Below are 16,856 nucleotides of genomic sequence, written 5' to 3'. Positions count from 1 at the left end.
TCGCCGGAAATGGAACTCTCTACAGTCCCGGCCATCATGTCAACGGTCCAGTTGCTCCCGTCAAAAACGCACCACATCGGCACCGGTTTCCAGGCCGACGGGTGGCGCGAGCCTGCGGCCCTGCTGGATCCCTTCATCATGGTGGACCGCTTCCGCATGAGCGAAGCGGTGTTCGCTCCCCACCCGCACGCCGGCTTCTCGGCAGTGACCTACCTCTTCGACGATTCGGCCACCGGCCTTGTCAGCCGGGATTCGCTGGGCGGCGAACATGAGATCCTGCCCGGCGGCCTGCACTGGACGCTGGCCGGCCGCGGCGTCATGCACGACGAGTTCCCCATCGACGCCGGCCGTGAAGCCCATGGCCTGCAGGTCTTCGTCAACCTGCCCGCGGAGCAGAAGCTGCGCGATCCGTGCGTGATGCGCCTGGCTGCCACGCAGATGCCGCGTCGCGTGGGGGAGGGCTGGCGCGCCGTGCAGGTCTTCGGCGGCACTGCCGAGCTGGCGCTGCCCTGGCCCACGGCGCTGGCCATCGTCGATATCGATGCCGGTGCGGCCTACGAGCTGGCGATGCCCGAAGGCGAGCAGGGCTTCGCCATCGTCGTCCAGGGCTGCGCCCAGGCGGCGGGGCTGACGCTGTCGGCCGGCCAGGCGCTGTCGTTGGCCGGACCCGGCCGCGAGCGCCTGCAGGCCGTCGAGGCCGTGCGTCTCGCCTGCTTCAGCGGCCGCCCCCTGCGCGAGCCGCTGGTGCGCCACGGCCCCTTCGCCATGAGCGACGAGGGCCAGATCGTCGCCGCGCTGCAGCGCTTCCAGACCGGCGGCATGGGCCGCCTCTGCGCGCTGTCCACGCCCAACAACAACCCCGAACGTCTGACAACAAGGAATTCCAAATGAACGCAGCCCAGGACACCGCCGCCGCACCCCAGCCCGCCGGGAACGGCAAGAAGAGCGGCCCGCCGGTGCCGCTGCTGGTCATCGGCGCGCTGCTGCTGGTGGGCGGCATCGGGCTGGGCGGGCGCATGTGGTGGCGCAGCCAGCATCTGGTGGAGACCGACAACGCCTTCGTCGCGGGACGCATCCACCCGGTCGCCACGCGCGTGGCCGGCGTCGTCACGGAGATGCACATGCAGGACAACGCGGTGGTCAAGGCAGGCGATGTGCTGCTGCGCCTGGACCCGGCCGATGCCGCCGTGCAGATCGAGCGACTGAAAGCGCAAATCGCCCAGTCGGACGCGGCCATCGCGACGAGCGCCGCACAGATCGCCCAGGCCCGCGCGCAGGCCGCCGTCACCACATCCCAGGTCGCGCAGGCGGAGGCCGTGCTGGCACGCACCGAACTGGACGCCAAGCGCAGCCAGGCCCTGTTTGGCGCCGAGCTGCGCGCCACCAGCAAGCAAGAGCTCGACGCGGCCCTCGCGGCGCGCGACGTGGCGCGAGCCGACCTGGCCGCCCGCAAGGCCGGCGCCAACGCCGCCAAGGAAGCGGTGGCAGCCGCCGAGAGCGCTCGCCAGTCCGCCAATGCGCAGAAGAGTGCCACGCAGGCGCAGCTCAAGGATGCCCAGAACCAGCTCGGCTATGTCGAGGTCCGCGCCTCGGCCGACGGCCGTATCGGCAAGCGCACCGTGGAAGTGGGCCAGCGCGTGCAGCCCGGCCAGCAGCTCGCTGCCATCGTCGAACCCGAGACCTGGATCGTCGCCAACTTCAAGGAAACCCAGCTCGCACGGATGAAGACGGGCCAGAAGGTGCACGTGAAGGTGGATGCCTTCCCGGGGCAGGACCTGATCGCCAAGGTCGACAGCTTTGCGCCGGCCTCGGGCGCCAGCTTCGCGCTGCTGCCGCCGGACAACGCGACCGGCAACTTCACGAAGATCGTCCAGCGCGTGCCGGTGAAGCTGGTCTTCGAGCCCGAGAGCCTGAAGGGCCTGGGTGAGCAGGCTGCGCGCATCGTGCCGGGGCTGTCGGTGCAGGTGGAAGTCGAGATCGCCGAGTAAGCCATCCCCATGGGCAACGAGAACTACCTCCCGCCGCCGCCCGACCAGAAGGTCAGCGGTCGCACCTGGCTGGCCGTGCTGGCCAGCCTGCTGGGCGCCTTCATGGCGGTGCTGGACATCGCCATCACCAATTCATCGCTGAAGGACATCCTCGGCGCGCTGTCGGCCACGCAGGAAGAGGGCTCCTGGATCTCCAGCGCCTACCTCGTCGCCGAGATCGTCGTCATCCCCCTCGCGGGTTTCCTGGCGATGGTCTTCTCCACGCGGCGCTACCTGGTCGTCAACGTCGCGCTGTTCCTGGTCTTCAGCACGCTGTGCGGCATGGCCTGGAGCCTGGAGAGCATGATCGCCTTTCGCGCCGCCCAGGGCTTCACGGGTGGCGTGATGATCCCGATGGCGATGACGCTGGTCACGCGCAAGCTGCCGCTGAAGAAGCGCCCCATCGGGCTGGCCCTGTTCGGCATGACCGCCACGCTCGCCCCCACGCTGGGACCCACGGTGGGCGGTTACCTGACCGAGCTCTATGGCTGGCCCAGCATCTTCTACATCAACTGGGTGCCGGGCATCCTGCTGATGCTGGGCGTCAGCTTCGGCCTGGACAAGGAGCCGATGAACCTCAAACTGCTCCGCGACGTCGACTGGTGGGGCATCCTCTTCATGGCCGTCGGCCTGGGGTCGCTGACCGCGATGCTGGAAGAGGGCAACGCCAAGGATTGGTTCCAGAGCCCCTTCATCATCACGGCGGCCGTGCTGGCCATCGCCGGCATCTACGGCTGGGCCTGGCGCGGCCTGACGCGCCGCAACACCTTCATCGACCTGCACATCCTTGGCCGCCCCAGCTTCCTGATTGCCGGCGTCATCGCGTTCACGACTGGCATGGGCCTCTACGGCTCGGCCTTCATCCTGCCGCTCTACCTGGGCCAGATCGCGAACTACACGCCCATGCAGATCGGCCTGGTCATCATGTGGATGGGCCTGCCGCAGCTCTTCATCATGCCCTTCGCGGCCAAGCTGTCCACCAAGCTGGACAACCGCGTGATGATGAGCCTGGGCCTGGCGCTGTTCGCGGTCTCCTGCTTCATGAACACCCACATGAGCGCCGACACCGCCGGGCCGGAACTGCTCGCCGCACAGGTCGTGCGCGCGCTCGGCCAGCCGCTCATCATGATCACGCTGACCAACTTCGCAGTGAACGGCATCCCGCCGAACCTGCTGCCCAGCGCCTCCGGCATGTTCAACATGATGCGCAACCTCGGCGGCTCGGTCGGCATCGCCGTGCTGGCGACGCTGCTGACCAACCGCGAGCACCTGCACAGCGCCCGCGTCGGCGAGGCCGTCAGCCTCTACGACCCTGCCACCCAGGCGCGGCTGGATGCGCTGGCCCAGAACTTCGCGAGCAAGGGGTTCGACAGCGCCGCCGCGCAGGACATGGCCATCAAGGCGCTGGACAACGTCGTACGCCGCGACAGCTACGTCATGGCCTACAACGACGCCTTCCTGATCCTCGGCATCGCACTGTTCGCCTGCGTGGCCATCGTCTGGCTCAGCAAGAAGGTCCTCGGCGGCGCTGCGAGCGCGGAAGCCGCCCACTGAATCGGGAGATCGAGATGATCCAACTCAAGACCGTCCTCACCCTCGTCGCCACGGCGTCGCTGGCCGCCTGCACGACGCTGGGCCCCAACTACCAGGCGCCGGCTGCGAATGCGCCGGCCGCCTACCGTGCCGCGGCGCCCGTGGCCGGCGCCGAGCTGCAACGCGACTGGTGGCTGTCGTTCGGCGACGCCCAGCTCAATGCGCTCGAAGCCCAGGCCCTGCAAGCCAGCCCCACGCTGGCCGCCGCCGCGGCGCGCATCGATCGTGCCCGCGCCGTGTACGGCGCAACCCGGGCCGATGAACTGCCGCGCCTGGACATCGGCGCCAACGAGACCGGCCTGCGCACCTCGGCCAAGTCCGTCACGACGCCCGTGCTGGGCGGCCAAGCCATCACCTTCGAAGGATGGCAGACGACGGTACAGGCCAACCTCGGCTGGGAGATCGACCTCTGGGGGCGCGTGAAGCGCCAGGCCGAGGCGGCGCAGGCCCAGCTCGACGGCGCCACGCTCGACGCTGCTGCCGCCCGCGTGGCGTTGACGGCCGACGTGGCCGCGGCCTACTGGCAATGGCGCGCACTGGCCGACGAGGCCCAGGCGCTGCAGCGCGTGCGCGACAGCCGTGCCAAGGCCTTCCAGGTCGCGCAGACCCGCTTCGACGCCGGCTCCTCGACGACCCAAGACCTGGAGCGCGTGCGCGCCGAGCTGGCCTCCGCCGACGCCGATGTCGCGGACCTGCCGCGCCGTCAGGCGCTGGTGTTGAACCAGATCGCCGCGTTGACCGGGCAAGCCGCCGCCGAGCTGAAGCTGCAGGCCGCGCCGTTGGCCGCCCCTCCCGCCATCCGTGCCGGCGTGCCGTCCGAACTGCTGCAGCGCCGCCCGGACCTGGCGCAGAGCCTGGCGCAGCTGCATGCTGCGACGGCGCAGGTGGGTATCGCCGAGGCGGCGTTCTATCCCTCCATCCGGCTGACCGGCAGCTTCGGCTACCAGAGCAAGGACCTGAGCGACCTGGTCTCGGCGCCGGCGCGCCTCTACAACTTCGGCCCCAGCATCTCGCTGCCCCTCTTCGAGGGCGGCAAGAACAAGGCCAACCTGGCGAGCGCCAAGGCCCAGGTCGACGAATCGCTCGCGACCTTCCGCGGGCGCATGCTGCAGGCGCTGCGCGAGGTGGACGATGCGCTGGCCGAACTGCAGGGCCGCGCCGCCGTCGTGGACGCGCAGAACCGGACGCTGGCGTCGTCGGGCCAGGCGCTGACCGTCGCCCGCAGCCGCTACGACAAGGGCGCTGTCAGCTATCTCGACGTGACCGAGGCGGAGCGCACTCCGCTCGCCACCGAGCGCGCCCTGGCGCAACTGCGCGGCGCCCAGTGGGTGGCCACCGCGCAGCTCGTCAAGGCGTTGGGCGGTGGCTGGGGCAGCGGCGGCTGACATGATGAGGGTGTTCCGGTTGTCGAAACCGCCCGGGCTGGCCCGTCATGGCGGCGAAAGGGCATGGGGTCCTTTCCCTGCCACATGAGCCGCCCACCGGGCACAACACAAGGACCGCCGTGCACTACACCCTTCAAATCTTCGAAACGGACGAGGGCTTCGCCGCCCGCACCGACCCTGCCCAGCAGGCCGCCTACTGGGGTGGCACGATGGCCTACCTGAAGGCGCTCAAGGAGGCGGGAGTTTTCGTCAGCGGCGCCGGCCTGCAGCCACCGACGACGGCGACGACGTTGCGCCGGGCCAAAGGCCAGCTGGTCCTGCATGACGGCCCGGTGGCCGACACCAAGGAGCTGCTGGGCGGCCTCTTCATCATCGACGTGCCGGACCTGGACGCCGCCCTGAAGTGGGCGGGGCGTTTCCCGGACCGCGAGGGCGTCGTGGTCGAGGTCCGGCCCAACCTGGTGCATGACTAAGGCCGCCGGCGCGGTGCTGGCCGAGACCCTGCAGGCCAGCCGCGCACGGCTGGTCGGCTTGCTGGCCTCCCGCACCCGCGACCTTGCCGCCGCAGAAGATGCCGTGGCGGATGCCGTCGCCCAGGCCTGGTTGACCTGGCCCTCGCACGGGGTGCCGGCCAACCCCGCCGCCTGGCTGTTGGCGGTCGCGCGCAACCGTTGGCGTGACGACCTGCGCCATGCGCGGGTGGTGGCGGACCACGCCGAGGACTGGCTGCATCGGCATGCGTCCGATGTCGCCGACCTGCCGGGCGCAGCGGCGGAGCTGGACTTTCCGGATGAGCGACTGAAGCTGCTCTTCGTCTGCGCCCACCCCGCCATCGACTGCGCGGTGCATGCACCGCTGATGCTGCAGGTCGTGCTCGGCGTGCCCGTGGAGCGCATGGCGGGTCTCTTCCTGGTGCAGCCGGCCGCCCTCGGCCAGCGGCTGTCCCGGGCCAAGGCCAAGATCCGCGATGCGGGCATCGCCTTCGAGCTCCCGGCGGCGCAGGAACTGCCCGGCCGCCTGCCGGCGGTGCTGGACGCCATCTATGCCGCCTATGGCCTTGATTGGGAGGACGCCGCTGCGTCGTGCCCCCAGGCCCTGCTGCTGGCCGGCTGGCTGGCCGAGCGCCTGCCCGACCCCGAGGCGCTGGGCCTGAAGGCCTTGCTGCTCTACGCCGAGGCACGCCGGCCCGCGCGCCGGGACGGGGAGGGGGCCTTCATCCCCCTGGACGAACAGGACGTGCAGCGGTGGGATGGCACGCTGATGGCGCAGGCGGGGCTGGCGCTGGAGAAGGCCGCGCAGGCAGGTCCTGCGGTACGTCCGGGCCGTTATCAGCTCGAAGCCGCGGTGCAATCCGTGCACGCGCGCCGGGCCGAGACGGGCCGCACCGACTGGCAGACGCTGACCTTGCTCTACCAAGGCCTGCTGAGCCTGGCGCCGACGCTGGGCTATCGCCTCGGCTTCATCAGTGCGCTGGCCCGTTGGCAGGGCGCCGACGTGGCCTGGCCGCATCTGGCCGCATTGGACGACACCTTGGTGCGCGAGCACCAGCCCTACTGGGCACTGCGGGCCGAACTGTTGCGCCAGCGGGGCGAACCCGCGGCCGACGCCTATCAGCGCGCCGCAGGGCTTTGCCGCGACGAGGCGACGCGGCGTTTCCTGCTTGACCGGGCCCGCCAGGGGGGCGAGCCCAGCATCGCCCGCCCCGGCCACGTCGGGACCCCGGGCGGCTGAATCCCTGGGCGGTGTCCCAAGCCCGCTTCCCGCGGGGTGCCCTGGCGTCCCCCGTGCGCACCCCGCCGCGGCGCATCAATGCGTCGGCCGAGCCCTGGGCGCATACTTGAGCCCATGGCTATCCCTCACGCACTCCCTGGCCAGGCCGTTGACGTGCGGCCGCTTGGCGCCGGACTTGCCCAGGAGAAGACCCGGGCGCTCTTCAAGTCGGCGGACCTGGAGGTCATGCGCCTGGTGCTGATGGCGGGCAAGTCCCTGCCACCGCACAGCGTGCCCGGCGAGATCACGGTGCACTGCCTCGAAGGATCCCTGGTGGTCACGGCCGAAGGTCGCTCGCATGCGCTGGGCGCGGACCAGCTGCTCTATCTTGCTGGCGGCGTGATGCATGATGTCACGGCGGTCGAGGACTCCTCCGCGCTCGTGACCATCGCGCTGCGCCGCTAGAGGCGCCGCGGTTTGCGCCGCCGGCCAGGTTCAGCCGGCCAAGGGCAGGATCGCGGCTGCCATCCGCGCCGCCGCTCCGCGATGCGCGGCAGCGAAGGCGAGGGCGTTGCGACTCATCGACTGACGTGCCGGCGCATCCGCGCACAGTGCCTGTCCCTGCAGGATGGCGTCGGCCAGCGTCGCACAGCGTCGCGCCGCGCCCGCCGCCAGGGCCAGCTCCGTTGCCTCGGCGAAATTGAAGGTGTGCGGTCCCGCCAGCACCGGGCAGCCACAGGCCGCGGCTTCGATGAGGTTCTGGCCTCCCAGCGGTTCGAAGCTGCCGCCCAGCAGGGCCACGCTGGCCAGGCCGTAGTAAAGCGGCATCTCGCGCATGGAGTCGCCCAGCCAGACGTCTGCGGCCCTGGCCGTCGCGGGAGGCGGGTCGGCCCAGCTGCTGCGGCGCGCCAGCGTCAGCCCCGCGGCTTCGACCAGAGCGGCCACCTCGTCGAAGCGCTGCGGATGGCGCGGCACGATGGCCAGCAACGGGCGTGGCGCGGGCTGCTTCACCCAAGCGTCCAGCAGCGCCTTCTCCTCTCCCTCGCGGCTGACGGCCAGCATCAGCACGGGGCGGCCGACCTGCGCCGCCCAGGCCTGGCCGCGCGCGATCAGCGCCGCGTCCATGGCGATGTCGTACTTCAGATTGCCGGCCACCTCGACGCGGGCCGTGCCCATCGCGCGGATGCGCTGCGCGTCCGCCTCGGTCTGGGCCAGGGCCAGCATCATTCGAGCCGCCGCAGGCCGCATCAAGGCACCCAGGCGCCGGCCCTGGCGCAGGCTCTTCTCGGACAGCCGCGCATTGGCCAGCACCATGGGCAACCCGGCGCGTTCGGCCTCGCGCTGCAGCGTGGGCCAGACCTCGGTCTCCATCAGCACGCCCAGCCGCGGCCGCCAGTGGCGCAGAAAGCGCCGCACGGCACCGGGCGTGTCGTAGGGCAGCCAGGCGATGGCGTCGCCGTCGCGCAGCAGGGCCTGGGCGGCCTCGCGGCCGGTGGCCGTCGACTGGGTCAGCAAGAGGCGCAGGTCCGGCTCGCGTTCGCGCAGCGCGGCGATGAGCGCGCTGGCGGCCCGCGTCTCGCCCAGGGAGACCGCATGGATCCACAGGCGCCCGGGTGCGGGCTGCGGCGCGGCGTACAGCCCCAGCCGTTCGCGCAGGGCCTGGCGGTAGAGCGGCTCCTTCGCGCCGCGCCGCCACAGGCGCAGCAGGTACAGCGGCGTCAGCAGCCGCAGTGCCGCCGCGTACAGGGCCAGCGCCAGGCCCTCGGGCATCAGCGGTCCTTCCTGGCCAGGTCCTGCGCGGCACGCAGGCGGCGCAGGACTGGTTCGTTGAGCTGGCGGCTGGCAGGACTCCACAGACCGATCTGGCGATCGATCTCGGTTTGCAGTCGCGCGGCCGTGGCTGTGTCGTTGATCGCCAGGGCCCACATCAGGTACTCGGCGCTGGCTTCGAAGCTGGCGTAACGGCCGACGGCGGCCTCGAAACTCTCGCGCGCCTCGGTCGTGCGGCCAGTGCTTGCATAGGCGCGGGCCAGCAGCAGCAGGACCTGGTCGGCCCGGAAGCTCGGGCGCTCGGCCTTCAGCGCCTCCAGATACGGCAGTGCGGCGTCGAAGCGCTGGCATTCGGCATAAGCCCGCGCCGCGCCGAAGCGGATGTCCGGGTCGGTGGCGAACGGGCCCTTGAGAGCGGCCTCATAGGCCTGGGCGGCCTCGGCGGCCTCGCCGGCTTCCAGCAGCGCACCGGCCAGGCGCATCTGGTTTTGCGCCGACGGCGACACGTCGAAGGCCGCACGGGCCTCTCGCACGTCGCGGCCCGGATCCATCGCCCGCGCGGCGGCCGTGACGGCCTGGCGGGCACCATGCTCCAGCCGTGAGTTGGGCAGGTAGACGGCGAAGAAGTACACCGCACTGCCCAGCAGCGGGAAGGCAAACAGGATGAACAGCCAGTACAGCTGCTGGCCGCTTCGCACGACGTGGACCGCGCAGAGCAGCGCGATCAGGATGTGCAGTCCTCCGATCAATGGCATGTCATCTCCCTGATGGCTGGCTCATGACGGCTCTGCGGCCGTGTGGTGTCAATGGCCCGCGGCGAAGGTGGCGTCGGGCTTGACGCGCTTGAGCTGGGCCAGCACATCGTGCTGGATGCGCTCCAGCGCCTCGGGCGTGTGGCCCTCGAAGCGCAGCACCAGCACCGGCGTCGTGTTGGACGGGCGGATCAGGCCGAATCCGTCCGGAAACTCGATGCGCAAGCCGTCGATGGTGACGATCTCGCTGGCACCGGGGAAGTCCGCCAGCGTGACCAGCCCCTTGAGCTTCTGGACGACCTCATGGTGCTCGCCCTCCGCGCAGGGCACGTTGATCTCGGGGGTGTTGAAACTGTTGGGCAAGCCGTTCAGCGTGGCGCTGGGGTCGGCGTCGCGGGAGAGGATCTCCAGCATGCGGCCGGCCGTGTACATGGCATCGTCGAAGCCGTACCAGCGCTCGTTGAAGAAGATGTGGCCCGACAGCTCGCCGGCCATCGGCGCGCCCGTCTCCTTCAGCTTGGCCTTGGCCAGCGAATGGCCCGTCATCCACATCAGCGGCTTGCCGCCGTGTTCCTTGATCCACGGTGCCAGGCGCTGCGTGCACTTCACGTCGAAGATGATCTCGGCGCCCGGGTTGCGCTTCAGGATGTCGGCGGCCAGCAGCATGATCTGGCGGTCCGGCATGATCATCTCGCCGTCCTTCGTGACGATGCCGAGCCGGTCGCCGTCGCCGTCGAAGGCCAGGCCCAGTTCGGCGTCGGTCGCGTGGACGATGCGCTTGAGGTCCTCCAGGTTCTCGGGGCGGCTGGGGTCCGGATGGTGGTTGGGGAAGTCGCCGTCCACCCTGGAATAGATGTCGACCACCTCGCAGCCCAGCGCGCGCAGGATGGCCGGCGCCGAGGCGCCGGGGATGCCGTTGCCGCTGTCGACGACGACCTTCATCGGGCGGGCCAGCTTGCAGTCCCTGACGATGCGCGCCGTGTACTCCGCCACCACGTCCATCCGGCCCACCCGGCCTGGCTTCTGGCCCTTGCCGGCGTAGTCCTCGGCTTCGATCCGGCGCTTCAGGCCCTGGATCTGATCGCCGTAGACGGCGGCGCCCTGCAGCACCATCTTGAAGCCGTTGTAGTCCTTGGGGTTGTGGCTGCCGGTGACCATGATGCCGGACGTGCAGCCATGCTTGCCGCGCGTGGCAGCCACGTAATAGAGCATGGGTGTCGTCACGGCGCCGATGTCGACGACGTCCAGGCCGGTGCTCTGCAGGCCGCGGATCAGCGCGGCGACGAGCCCGGGGCCGGACAGGCGGCCGTCGCGGCCTACGGCCACGGCCTTCTCGCCCAGGGCCTTGGCCTCGGTGCCGAAGGCGCGCCCCAGATGCTCGGCGAGCTCCTCGTTCAAGGTCTGGCCCACGACGCCGCGGATGTCGTAGGCCTTGAAGATGGATGCGTGAACCTGCATGGATGCCTCGGTAGAACGGGTTGGAAAAGCGCGGCGGATTGTAGGCAGGGGCCGGCTTGCCATTCGTCGTCCCGGCTGTCGAATCGTCGCCCGCCGGCGGGGCAGGGCGGGCGGGCTTCCTACACTCGAGACCCATGACATTCACCGAGGAATTCGCCCAGGCCCTGCGCCACCAGCGCATGCTGATGAAGAAGCGCCCCGACCGGCGGCGCATCCGTGCGCTGATCTACCTGATGTGGTTCATCGGCTTCGGTCTGCTGTTCGCCACGGTCAACGGCGTGCAGAGCGGGCGGCTGGGTTCGGCCGCCTGGTGGCGCCATGACCTGCCGGGCCACATGCTGGTCAGCCTGTGCGTGACGCTGAGCTTCTTCATCGGCTTTCGCGGCTTCGAGCGGCTGGCGCCGCAGCGCTGGCTGGACACCATCACGGGCTGGCGCGACTGGCGGTCGGGCCTGTTCTTCTCGTCGCTGTCCATCGCCTGTTCGCTGGTCGGCCTCATCATCGGCTTTGCCGCCGTGGCCAGCATCTGGAGCCGCCAGGACCTGCTCAACAAGCTGCTGGCCAAGCCGGGCTTCTGGGCGGAGTTCCTGCTGATCTCCGTCGTCGTCACGCTCATCGTCGGCCTGCGCTACCGGGCGCGCTGGAAGCAGGAGGCCATGCAGGCCCGCATCACCGAGGCCCAGCTCAAGCTGCTGCAGGGCCAGATCGAGCCGCATTTCCTCTTCAACACGCTCGCCAACGTGCAGAGCCTCATCGACTTCGATCCCCATCGGGCCAAGCTGATGCTGGAGCGCTTCACCGACTACCTGCGCGCCAGCCTCGGCCAGTTGCGCGGCGAGTCGACGACGCTGGCCCAGGAGTTCGCGATGCTGGAGGCCTATCTCGGACTGATGCAGTTGCGCATGGGCGAGCGGCTCCGGGTCGAGCTGACGCTGCCCGCCGAGCTGGGCGGCATCGCGCTGCCGCCGCTGCTGGCCCAGCCACTGGTCGAGAACGCCATCCACCACGGCCTGGAGCCCCAGATCGCCGGCGGCACCGTGGCCGTCAGCGCCCGGCGCGAAGACCGGCGGCTGTACATCGAGGTCGCGGACGACGGCCAGGGGCTGGACGGCCCGCGCCGCCGGGCCGGCAACGGCCTGGCCCTCGGCAACATCCGCGCCCGGCTGGAGGCCCGCTTCGGCCCCGGCGCGACGCTCGAGCTGCTGCCGCGCGAAGGCGGCGGAACGCGCGCCTGCATCCAGATTCCCCTGCCTGACGACACCCCATGACCACTGCCCTGATCGCCGACGACGAACCCCATCTCGTCCAGTACCTGAAGGCCCAGCTCGCCCAAGCCTGGCCCGAGCTGGAGATCGTCAAGACCGCCGCCAACGGCGTTGAGGCCGCCGCGGCCATTGCCGAGCTGGAGCCGGACCTGGCCTTCCTGGACATCCAGATGCCCGGCATGACCGGCCTGGAAGTGGCTCAGGGCATCGAGGGTGCGACGCGGGTCGTCTTCGTGACGGCCTACGACCAGTACGCCGTCGACGCCTTCGAGGCCCGCGCCGTCGACTACCTGCTCAAGCCCCTGAAGGCCGAGCGCCTGGCCGCGTGCGTCACGCGGCTGCGCCAGGCGCCGCCCAGCGACGATGGCGCGCTGGCCGAGACGCTGAAGCGGTTGCTGCCTGTCGCGGGGGCCGCGGCCCCAACCCGGCTGCGCTACGTGCGGGCGGCCCAGGGCGAATTGATGCACCAGGTCCCGGTCGGTGACGTGCTGTTCTTCCATGCCGACGACAAGTACACGGTCGTGCAGACGGCCACGGCCGAGCACCTCATCCGCACGCCCATCGTCGAGCTGTCCGCCCAGCTCGACCCCGAGCAGTTCTGGCAGGTGCACCGCTCCACCATCATCAACCTCGAGCACCTCGCCGGCACCCGCCGCGACGAGGCCAGCCGCCTCTTCGTGCGCGTCCGAGGCCACGAGCGGGAGTTGCCCGTCAGCCGGGCCTACGTCCACCTCTTCAAGGCCATGTGAGTCAGCCGGGAGGGGGATGTCCGAAAACTGCCAGGATCTGGCAGGTGCGGGTCCTAGACTGGCTGCATGTCCTCCGAGATCCTGCCTCCCGACGCGGCCTACGCCGCCCTGCAAGCGCGTGACGCGCGCTTCGACGGGCGGCTCTACGTGGGCGTCACGTCCACCGGCATCTATTGCCGCCCGGTCTGCCGGGTGCGCATGCCGCGGCGCGAGAACTGCCGCTTCTTCGCGACGGCCGCCCAGGCCGAGGCTGCCGCCTTCCGGCCCTGCATGAAGTGCCGGCCCGAGCTGGCGCCGCGTCCCCTGCCATGGACGACCATGGATGCCTCGCGCACGCTGGCCGCCCAGGCGGCCGCCTGGCTGGACGCCTGCGACGACGCCGAGGCCAGCGTCGAGCAGCTGGCCGCCCACCTGGGCATCACGAGCCGCCACCTGCGCCGCATCTTCCAGGCCGAGCATGGCGTTTCGCCGCTGCAGTACCTGCAGACGCGCCGTCTGCTGCTCGCCAAGGCCTTGCTGACGGACAGCACGCTGCCGGTCCAGGAGGTGGCCTACGCGGCCGGCTTCGCCAGCCTGCGGCGCTTCAACGCCGCCTTCGTCGAGCACTACCGGCTGCAGCCGACGGCGCTGCGCCGCGGAGGCGCAGGGGCCGGGCCCGCATCTCGGCTGCGACTGGCCTATCGCCAGCCCTACGACGCGGCCGGCGTGCTGGCCTTTCTCGCGCCGCGCGCCGTGGCCGGTGTTGAAGTCGTGGACGGGCAGGGCGTCACCCGGACCCTGGCCCTGACGCACGCCGGTCGGCACCACGCGGGCTGGCTGCGCGTGAGCTTTGACAAGGCCGGCGAGGTGGGTGTCGAGCTGTCGCCCGCGCTGTGGCCGGCCGTCGGTTCGCTGCTGCCGCTGCTGCGCCGCTGGCTGGACCTGGATGCCGATCCGCAGGCCATCGCCGCCGCGCTGGGCGAGGGCGCCGTGCCGGGCCAGCGCCTGCCGGGGTGCGTGGATCGCTTCGAGCTGGCGGTCCGGGCTGTGCTCGGCCAGCAGGTCACCGTCGCCGCGGCGCGGACGCTGGCGGGGCGCTTCGTCGAGCGCTTCGGCGAGGCCCTGGCCGATGCGCCCGCGGGCTGCGACCGGCTCTTCCCCACGCCCGAACGCATCGCCGCTGCGACCCGCGACGACATCGCCTCGCTGGGCATCATCGGCCGCCGCGCCGACAGCCTCATCGCGCTGGCCCAGGCCTGGCCGACGCTGGCCTTTGCCCGCCGCGAGGGCCCGCCCGAGGCCGCCGCCGAGGCGCTGACGACCCTCCCCGGCATCGGCCCCTGGACGGCGGGCTACATGCTGATGCGCGGCTGGAGCTGGCCCGACAGCTTCCCGCCCGGTGACGTCGTGCTGCGCAAGGCACTCGGCGCCCAGCTCGATCCCCAGGGGCCACCCCTCGCGCCCCAGGCCTATCTCGCCGCGGCGGAGCGTTACCGGCCCTTCCGCAGCTACGCCGTCCTGCACCTCTGGAGACACGCATGAACACCCAGCATCACATCCTGCAGCGCCGCATCGCGACGCCCCTCGGTCCGCTGACGGCGGCCCGCAGCGCGACGGGCCTGTCGGGCCTGTGGTTTGACGGCCAGAAGCACCACCCGGGTGCACTGGAGGTGCCCGTTGACGACGGCAGCGATCCCGTGCTGTCGGCCACCGAAGCGGCCCTCCAGGCCTATTTCGGCGGCAAGCCCTTCGTGATGCCACCGCTGGACCCGGCCGGCACGGCCTTCCAGCGCGCGGTCTGGCAGGCGCTGCTTGCCATCGCGCCGGGGGCCTCCGACACCTACGGCCACCTGGCCGAACGCCTCGGCCGCGCCCAGGCCGCGCGTGCGCTGGGCGCCGCGGTGGGCCGCAACCCCATCTCCATCCTCATCCCGTGCCACCGTGTCGTCGGCGCGGACGGTTCGTTGACCGGCTATGCCGGCGGACTGCCGCGCAAGCAGGCCCTGCTGAGCCTGGAGGGCGCCAGCGCATGAAGGCGTTCGACATCGGCGAGCTCGTCCTGCTCGCGGCGCTCTGGGGCGCCTCCTTCCTGTTCATGCGCCTCGGAGCCCATGAATTCGGCCCCGTCGCACTGGCGGCCGTGCGCGTGGGCCTGGCGAGCGTCATGTTGATTCCGCTGCTGGCCTCCCGAGGCCAGTTATCGGCCCTGCGCACGCACTGGAAGGGGCTGCTGCTCGTCGGCGCGCTGAACAGCGCCATCCCCTTCGCGCTGTTCTCGTTCGCGGCGCTGTCCATCACGGCGGGCCTGTCGAGCATCGTCAACGCGACGACGCCGCTGTGGACGGCCATCGTGGGCTTCGTCTGGCTCCGTCAGGGCCTCACGCCGCTGCGCGTGCTGGGCCTGGTGATCGGTTTCGCCGGCGTTGCATTCCTCGCCTGGGACAAGGCGAGCTTCAGGCCGGGGGCCGATCACAGCGGCCTGCTGGCGTTGCTGGCCTGCGCGACTGCCACCTTGTGCTACGGGGTGGCCGCCAATGCGGCCCGGCGCTACCTCGCGGGCGTTTCGCCGCTGGCCGTGGCCACCGGCAGTCAGTTCACCGCGGCGCTGTTGCTGGCACTGCCGGCAGCCTGGCTGTGGCCTGCGACCCTGCCCGGTGGCGTGGCCTGGGGCGCCGCGCTGGCGCTCGCGGCCCTGTGCACGGCACTGGCCTACATCCTCTATTTCCGGCTGATGAGTCGCGTGGGGCCGACGAATGCGGTGTCCGTCACCTTCTTGATCCCGCTGTTCGCCATCCTGTGGGGCGCGCTGTTCCTGGGCGAGGCCGTCACCGCGCAAATGGTGGCCGGCGGCGCCATCGTGCTGGTGGGCATCGCGCTCGCGCTCGGGCTGGTGGGGCACAGGGCACGCTGACGCGCCGACAGGCCGAGACACGCAGACACGCAGACACGCAGACACGCAGACACGCAGGCCGGGCCGAGCGGACATTCCCAAGCGTCTCGCCGATCGGTGCAAACAGTGGTAGGGTGCGGTCCACAAAAATTGGTAGCGCTACCTTTGCGCCATGGAGACTGCATGAACCTTCTGTGCCGCCTGGGCCGTCCGGCCCGCATCCTCAGCCTCGTCGTCGCCCCACTGCTGGGCGCGGCTGCCGTCGCCCAGCCCTCGGGCGGCCCCTACGGGCCGGTGCCGCAGCGCTACGCCGTGCCCAAGGCGGCCCACGTCTATTTCGTGGCGCCGGACGGCAGGGCCCAGGCCTCCGGCGCTTCCCTCGGCGAGCCGACGACCATCGAGTCGGCGATGGCTCGCGTCGTCACGGGCGACGCCATCGTCCTGCGGGGCGGCACCTATCGCACGGGCGGGCTGCAGCTCAACCAGGGCATCACCATCCAGCCCTACCAGGACGAAACGCCCGTCCTGAAGGGCACGCGCGTGGCCACCGACTGGCAGAGCCTGGGGCGCAACGTCTGGCGCACCAAGTGGTCGACGCTGTTTCCCGCCCAACCGCTGGGCTGGTGGCAGCGCGACCGCGAGGGCATGCTGACGCCGCTGCACCGCTTCAACAACGACATGGTCTTCATCGATGGCGAGGCACTGCAGTCCGCCGGCTGGGAGGGCGAGGTCAGTGCGCGCGCCTTCTATGTGGACTATGCCCGGGGCTATGTCTACATCGGCACCGACCCCGCCGGCCGCACCGTGGAGATCACGGCACATGACATCGCGTTGCACCGGCCGTCCCGGGAGGTCCACGGCAAGGCCTCGGACCGCAAGGGGCCGGTGCTGCGAGGCATCACCTTCACCCAGTACGCCTACCGCGCCATCGACATCGAGGGCAAGAAACCGTCGACGCTGGTGTCCGAGGAGCCGACCGACGACCCCGTCGGCCCCTCGCCCGAAGACCAGCACGGCAAGGAAGTCATCGGCACGCTGCTGGAGAACGTCACCATCACCCACTGCTCGCGCGTGGCCGGGTATTTCCGCGGCGACGGACTGGTCATCCGCAACTCGCTGGTCAGCGATACCGGCACCGAAGGCATCTACGTCATCGGCTCGTCGGACGTGCTGCTGGAGCGCAACCTCGTGCGGCGCAACAACGTCCGACAGCTGACCGGCTACTTCCCGGCTGCGGTGAAGATCTTCAACCAGTCGCACCGCGTCGTCGTGCGCGAC

General features: G+C 70.8%; 16 protein-coding genes. 13 read left to right on the top strand and 3 right to left on the bottom strand.

Going from position 1 to position 16,856, the window contains the following annotated elements:
- Window positions 1-9 precede the first annotated feature (9 nt).
- From VGF12_RS04355 to VGF12_RS04325, 7 genes are all read left to right on the top strand, one after another.
- On the top strand, window positions 10-891 hold the full coding sequence (locus VGF12_RS04355) for a pirin family protein (protein ID WP_331174819.1): 882 nt from the start codon (window positions 10-12) through the stop codon (window positions 889-891).
- Window positions 888-1,988 (top strand): HlyD family secretion protein, encoded by a 1,101-nt coding sequence (locus tag VGF12_RS04350; RefSeq protein ID WP_331174818.1) that lies wholly within the window; start codon window positions 888-890, stop codon window positions 1,986-1,988. Before VGF12_RS04355 ends, VGF12_RS04350 begins: the two co-directional genes overlap by 4 nt.
- A 9-nt stretch (window positions 1,989-1,997) precedes the next feature.
- A complete protein-coding gene (locus VGF12_RS04345; protein WP_331174817.1) occupies window positions 1,998-3,581 on the top strand; it encodes a DHA2 family efflux MFS transporter permease subunit in 1,584 nt (527 codons plus the stop codon).
- Between the two features lie 14 nt (window positions 3,582-3,595).
- Window positions 3,596-5,005, top strand: a complete 1,410-nt coding sequence (locus VGF12_RS04340) for an efflux transporter outer membrane subunit (protein WP_331174816.1) — start codon at window positions 3,596-3,598, stop codon at window positions 5,003-5,005.
- A gap of 119 nt (window positions 5,006-5,124) precedes the next feature.
- Window positions 5,125-5,478 carry a YciI family protein gene (locus VGF12_RS04335; protein WP_331174815.1) on the top strand — a complete coding sequence of 118 codons (354 nt, stop codon included), beginning with the start codon at window positions 5,125-5,127 and terminating at the stop codon, window positions 5,476-5,478.
- Entirely contained in the window at window positions 5,471-6,736 is a 1,266-nt protein-coding gene (locus VGF12_RS04330; RefSeq protein WP_331174814.1) for an RNA polymerase sigma factor, read from the top strand. Before VGF12_RS04335 ends, VGF12_RS04330 begins: the two co-directional genes overlap by 8 nt.
- A 114-nt stretch (window positions 6,737-6,850) precedes the next feature.
- On the top strand, window positions 6,851-7,180 hold the full coding sequence (locus VGF12_RS04325) for a cupin domain-containing protein (protein ID WP_331174813.1): 330 nt from the start codon (window positions 6,851-6,853) through the stop codon (window positions 7,178-7,180).
- A gap of 30 nt (window positions 7,181-7,210) precedes the next feature.
- Here VGF12_RS04325 and VGF12_RS04320 read toward each other — a convergent pair whose 3' ends face one another.
- The 3 genes from VGF12_RS04320 to VGF12_RS04310 are packed head-to-tail and all read right to left on the bottom strand — an operon-like array spanning window position 7,211 to window position 10,695.
- Window positions 7,211-8,485 (bottom strand): 3-deoxy-D-manno-octulosonic acid transferase, encoded by a 1,275-nt coding sequence (locus tag VGF12_RS04320; RefSeq protein ID WP_331174812.1) that lies wholly within the window; start codon window positions 8,483-8,485, stop codon window positions 7,211-7,213.
- Window positions 8,485-9,240 carry a tetratricopeptide repeat protein gene (locus tag VGF12_RS04315; RefSeq protein WP_331174811.1) on the bottom strand — a complete coding sequence of 252 codons (756 nt, stop codon included), beginning with the start codon at window positions 9,238-9,240 and terminating at the stop codon, window positions 8,485-8,487. Before VGF12_RS04315 ends, VGF12_RS04320 begins: the two co-directional genes overlap by 1 nt.
- 48 nt (window positions 9,241-9,288) lie before the next feature.
- The gene (locus VGF12_RS04310) at window positions 9,289-10,695 is read right to left on the bottom strand and encodes a phosphomannomutase/phosphoglucomutase (RefSeq protein WP_331174810.1); all 1,407 of its coding nucleotides are present in this window, start codon (window positions 10,693-10,695) and stop codon (window positions 9,289-9,291) included.
- A 134-nt stretch (window positions 10,696-10,829) separates the two neighbouring features.
- Here VGF12_RS04310 and VGF12_RS04305 point away from each other — a divergent pair, with 134 nt between their 5' ends.
- The 6 genes from VGF12_RS04305 to VGF12_RS04280 form a co-directional block, all read left to right on the top strand.
- Window positions 10,830-11,963, top strand: a complete 1,134-nt coding sequence (locus VGF12_RS04305; RefSeq protein WP_331174809.1) for a sensor histidine kinase — start codon at window positions 10,830-10,832, stop codon at window positions 11,961-11,963.
- Entirely contained in the window at window positions 11,960-12,709 is a 750-nt protein-coding gene (locus tag VGF12_RS04300; protein ID WP_331174808.1) for a LytTR family DNA-binding domain-containing protein, read from the top strand. The genes VGF12_RS04305 and VGF12_RS04300 overlap by 4 nt, the downstream gene beginning before the upstream one ends.
- 66 nt (window positions 12,710-12,775) lie before the next feature.
- On the top strand, window positions 12,776-14,230 hold the full coding sequence (locus VGF12_RS04295; protein WP_331174807.1) for a DNA-3-methyladenine glycosylase 2 family protein: 1,455 nt from the start codon (window positions 12,776-12,778) through the stop codon (window positions 14,228-14,230).
- Entirely contained in the window at window positions 14,227-14,721 is a 495-nt protein-coding gene (locus VGF12_RS04290) for a methylated-DNA--[protein]-cysteine S-methyltransferase (RefSeq protein ID WP_331174806.1), read from the top strand. Before VGF12_RS04295 ends, VGF12_RS04290 begins: the two co-directional genes overlap by 4 nt.
- Complete coding sequence (locus tag VGF12_RS04285; RefSeq protein WP_331174805.1) at window positions 14,718-15,599, top strand: DMT family transporter; 882 nt, start codon at window positions 14,718-14,720, stop codon at window positions 15,597-15,599. Before VGF12_RS04290 ends, VGF12_RS04285 begins: the two co-directional genes overlap by 4 nt.
- A gap of 162 nt (window positions 15,600-15,761) precedes the next feature.
- A partial coding sequence (locus VGF12_RS04280; RefSeq protein ID WP_331174804.1) for a right-handed parallel beta-helix repeat-containing protein occupies window positions 15,762-16,856 on the top strand: 1,095 nt, incomplete at its 3' end.

Origin of the sequence: Roseateles sp., assembly GCF_036404855.1 — a bacterium.
Lineage (GTDB): Bacteria > Pseudomonadota > Gammaproteobacteria > Burkholderiales > Burkholderiaceae_C > Pelomonas.
Note: the sequence above shows the minus strand (reverse complement) of the source record. Positions and strands in the feature narration are given on the sequence as shown.

Excerpts from the sequence above, each read along its gene's own strand:
- VGF12_RS04305 (WP_331174809.1), top strand. The coding sequence starts at position 10,830 with ATGACATTCACCGAGGAATTCGCCCAGGCCCTGCGCCACCAGCGCATG.
- VGF12_RS04285 (WP_331174805.1), top strand. The coding sequence starts at position 14,718 with ATGAAGGCGTTCGACATCGGCGAGCTCGTCCTGCTCGCGGCGCTCTGG.
- VGF12_RS04315 (WP_331174811.1), bottom strand. The coding sequence starts at position 9,240 with ATGCCATTGATCGGAGGACTGCACATCCTGATCGCGCTGCTCTGCGCG.
- VGF12_RS04355 (WP_331174819.1), top strand. The coding sequence starts at position 10 with ATGGAACTCTCTACAGTCCCGGCCATCATGTCAACGGTCCAGTTGCTC.
- VGF12_RS04350 (WP_331174818.1), top strand. The coding sequence starts at position 888 with ATGAACGCAGCCCAGGACACCGCCGCCGCACCCCAGCCCGCCGGGAAC.
- VGF12_RS04345 (WP_331174817.1), top strand. The coding sequence starts at position 1,998 with ATGGGCAACGAGAACTACCTCCCGCCGCCGCCCGACCAGAAGGTCAGC.
- VGF12_RS04295 (WP_331174807.1), top strand. The coding sequence starts at position 12,776 with ATGTCCTCCGAGATCCTGCCTCCCGACGCGGCCTACGCCGCCCTGCAA.
- VGF12_RS04310 (WP_331174810.1), bottom strand. The coding sequence starts at position 10,695 with ATGCAGGTTCACGCATCCATCTTCAAGGCCTACGACATCCGCGGCGTC.
- VGF12_RS04300 (WP_331174808.1), top strand. The coding sequence starts at position 11,960 with ATGACCACTGCCCTGATCGCCGACGACGAACCCCATCTCGTCCAGTAC.
- VGF12_RS04340 (WP_331174816.1), top strand. The coding sequence starts at position 3,596 with ATGATCCAACTCAAGACCGTCCTCACCCTCGTCGCCACGGCGTCGCTG.
- VGF12_RS04325 (WP_331174813.1), top strand. The coding sequence starts at position 6,851 with ATGGCTATCCCTCACGCACTCCCTGGCCAGGCCGTTGACGTGCGGCCG.
- VGF12_RS04290 (WP_331174806.1), top strand. The coding sequence starts at position 14,227 with ATGAACACCCAGCATCACATCCTGCAGCGCCGCATCGCGACGCCCCTC.
- VGF12_RS04320 (WP_331174812.1), bottom strand. The coding sequence starts at position 8,485 with ATGCCCGAGGGCCTGGCGCTGGCCCTGTACGCGGCGGCACTGCGGCTG.
- VGF12_RS04330 (WP_331174814.1), top strand. The coding sequence starts at position 5,471 with ATGACTAAGGCCGCCGGCGCGGTGCTGGCCGAGACCCTGCAGGCCAGC.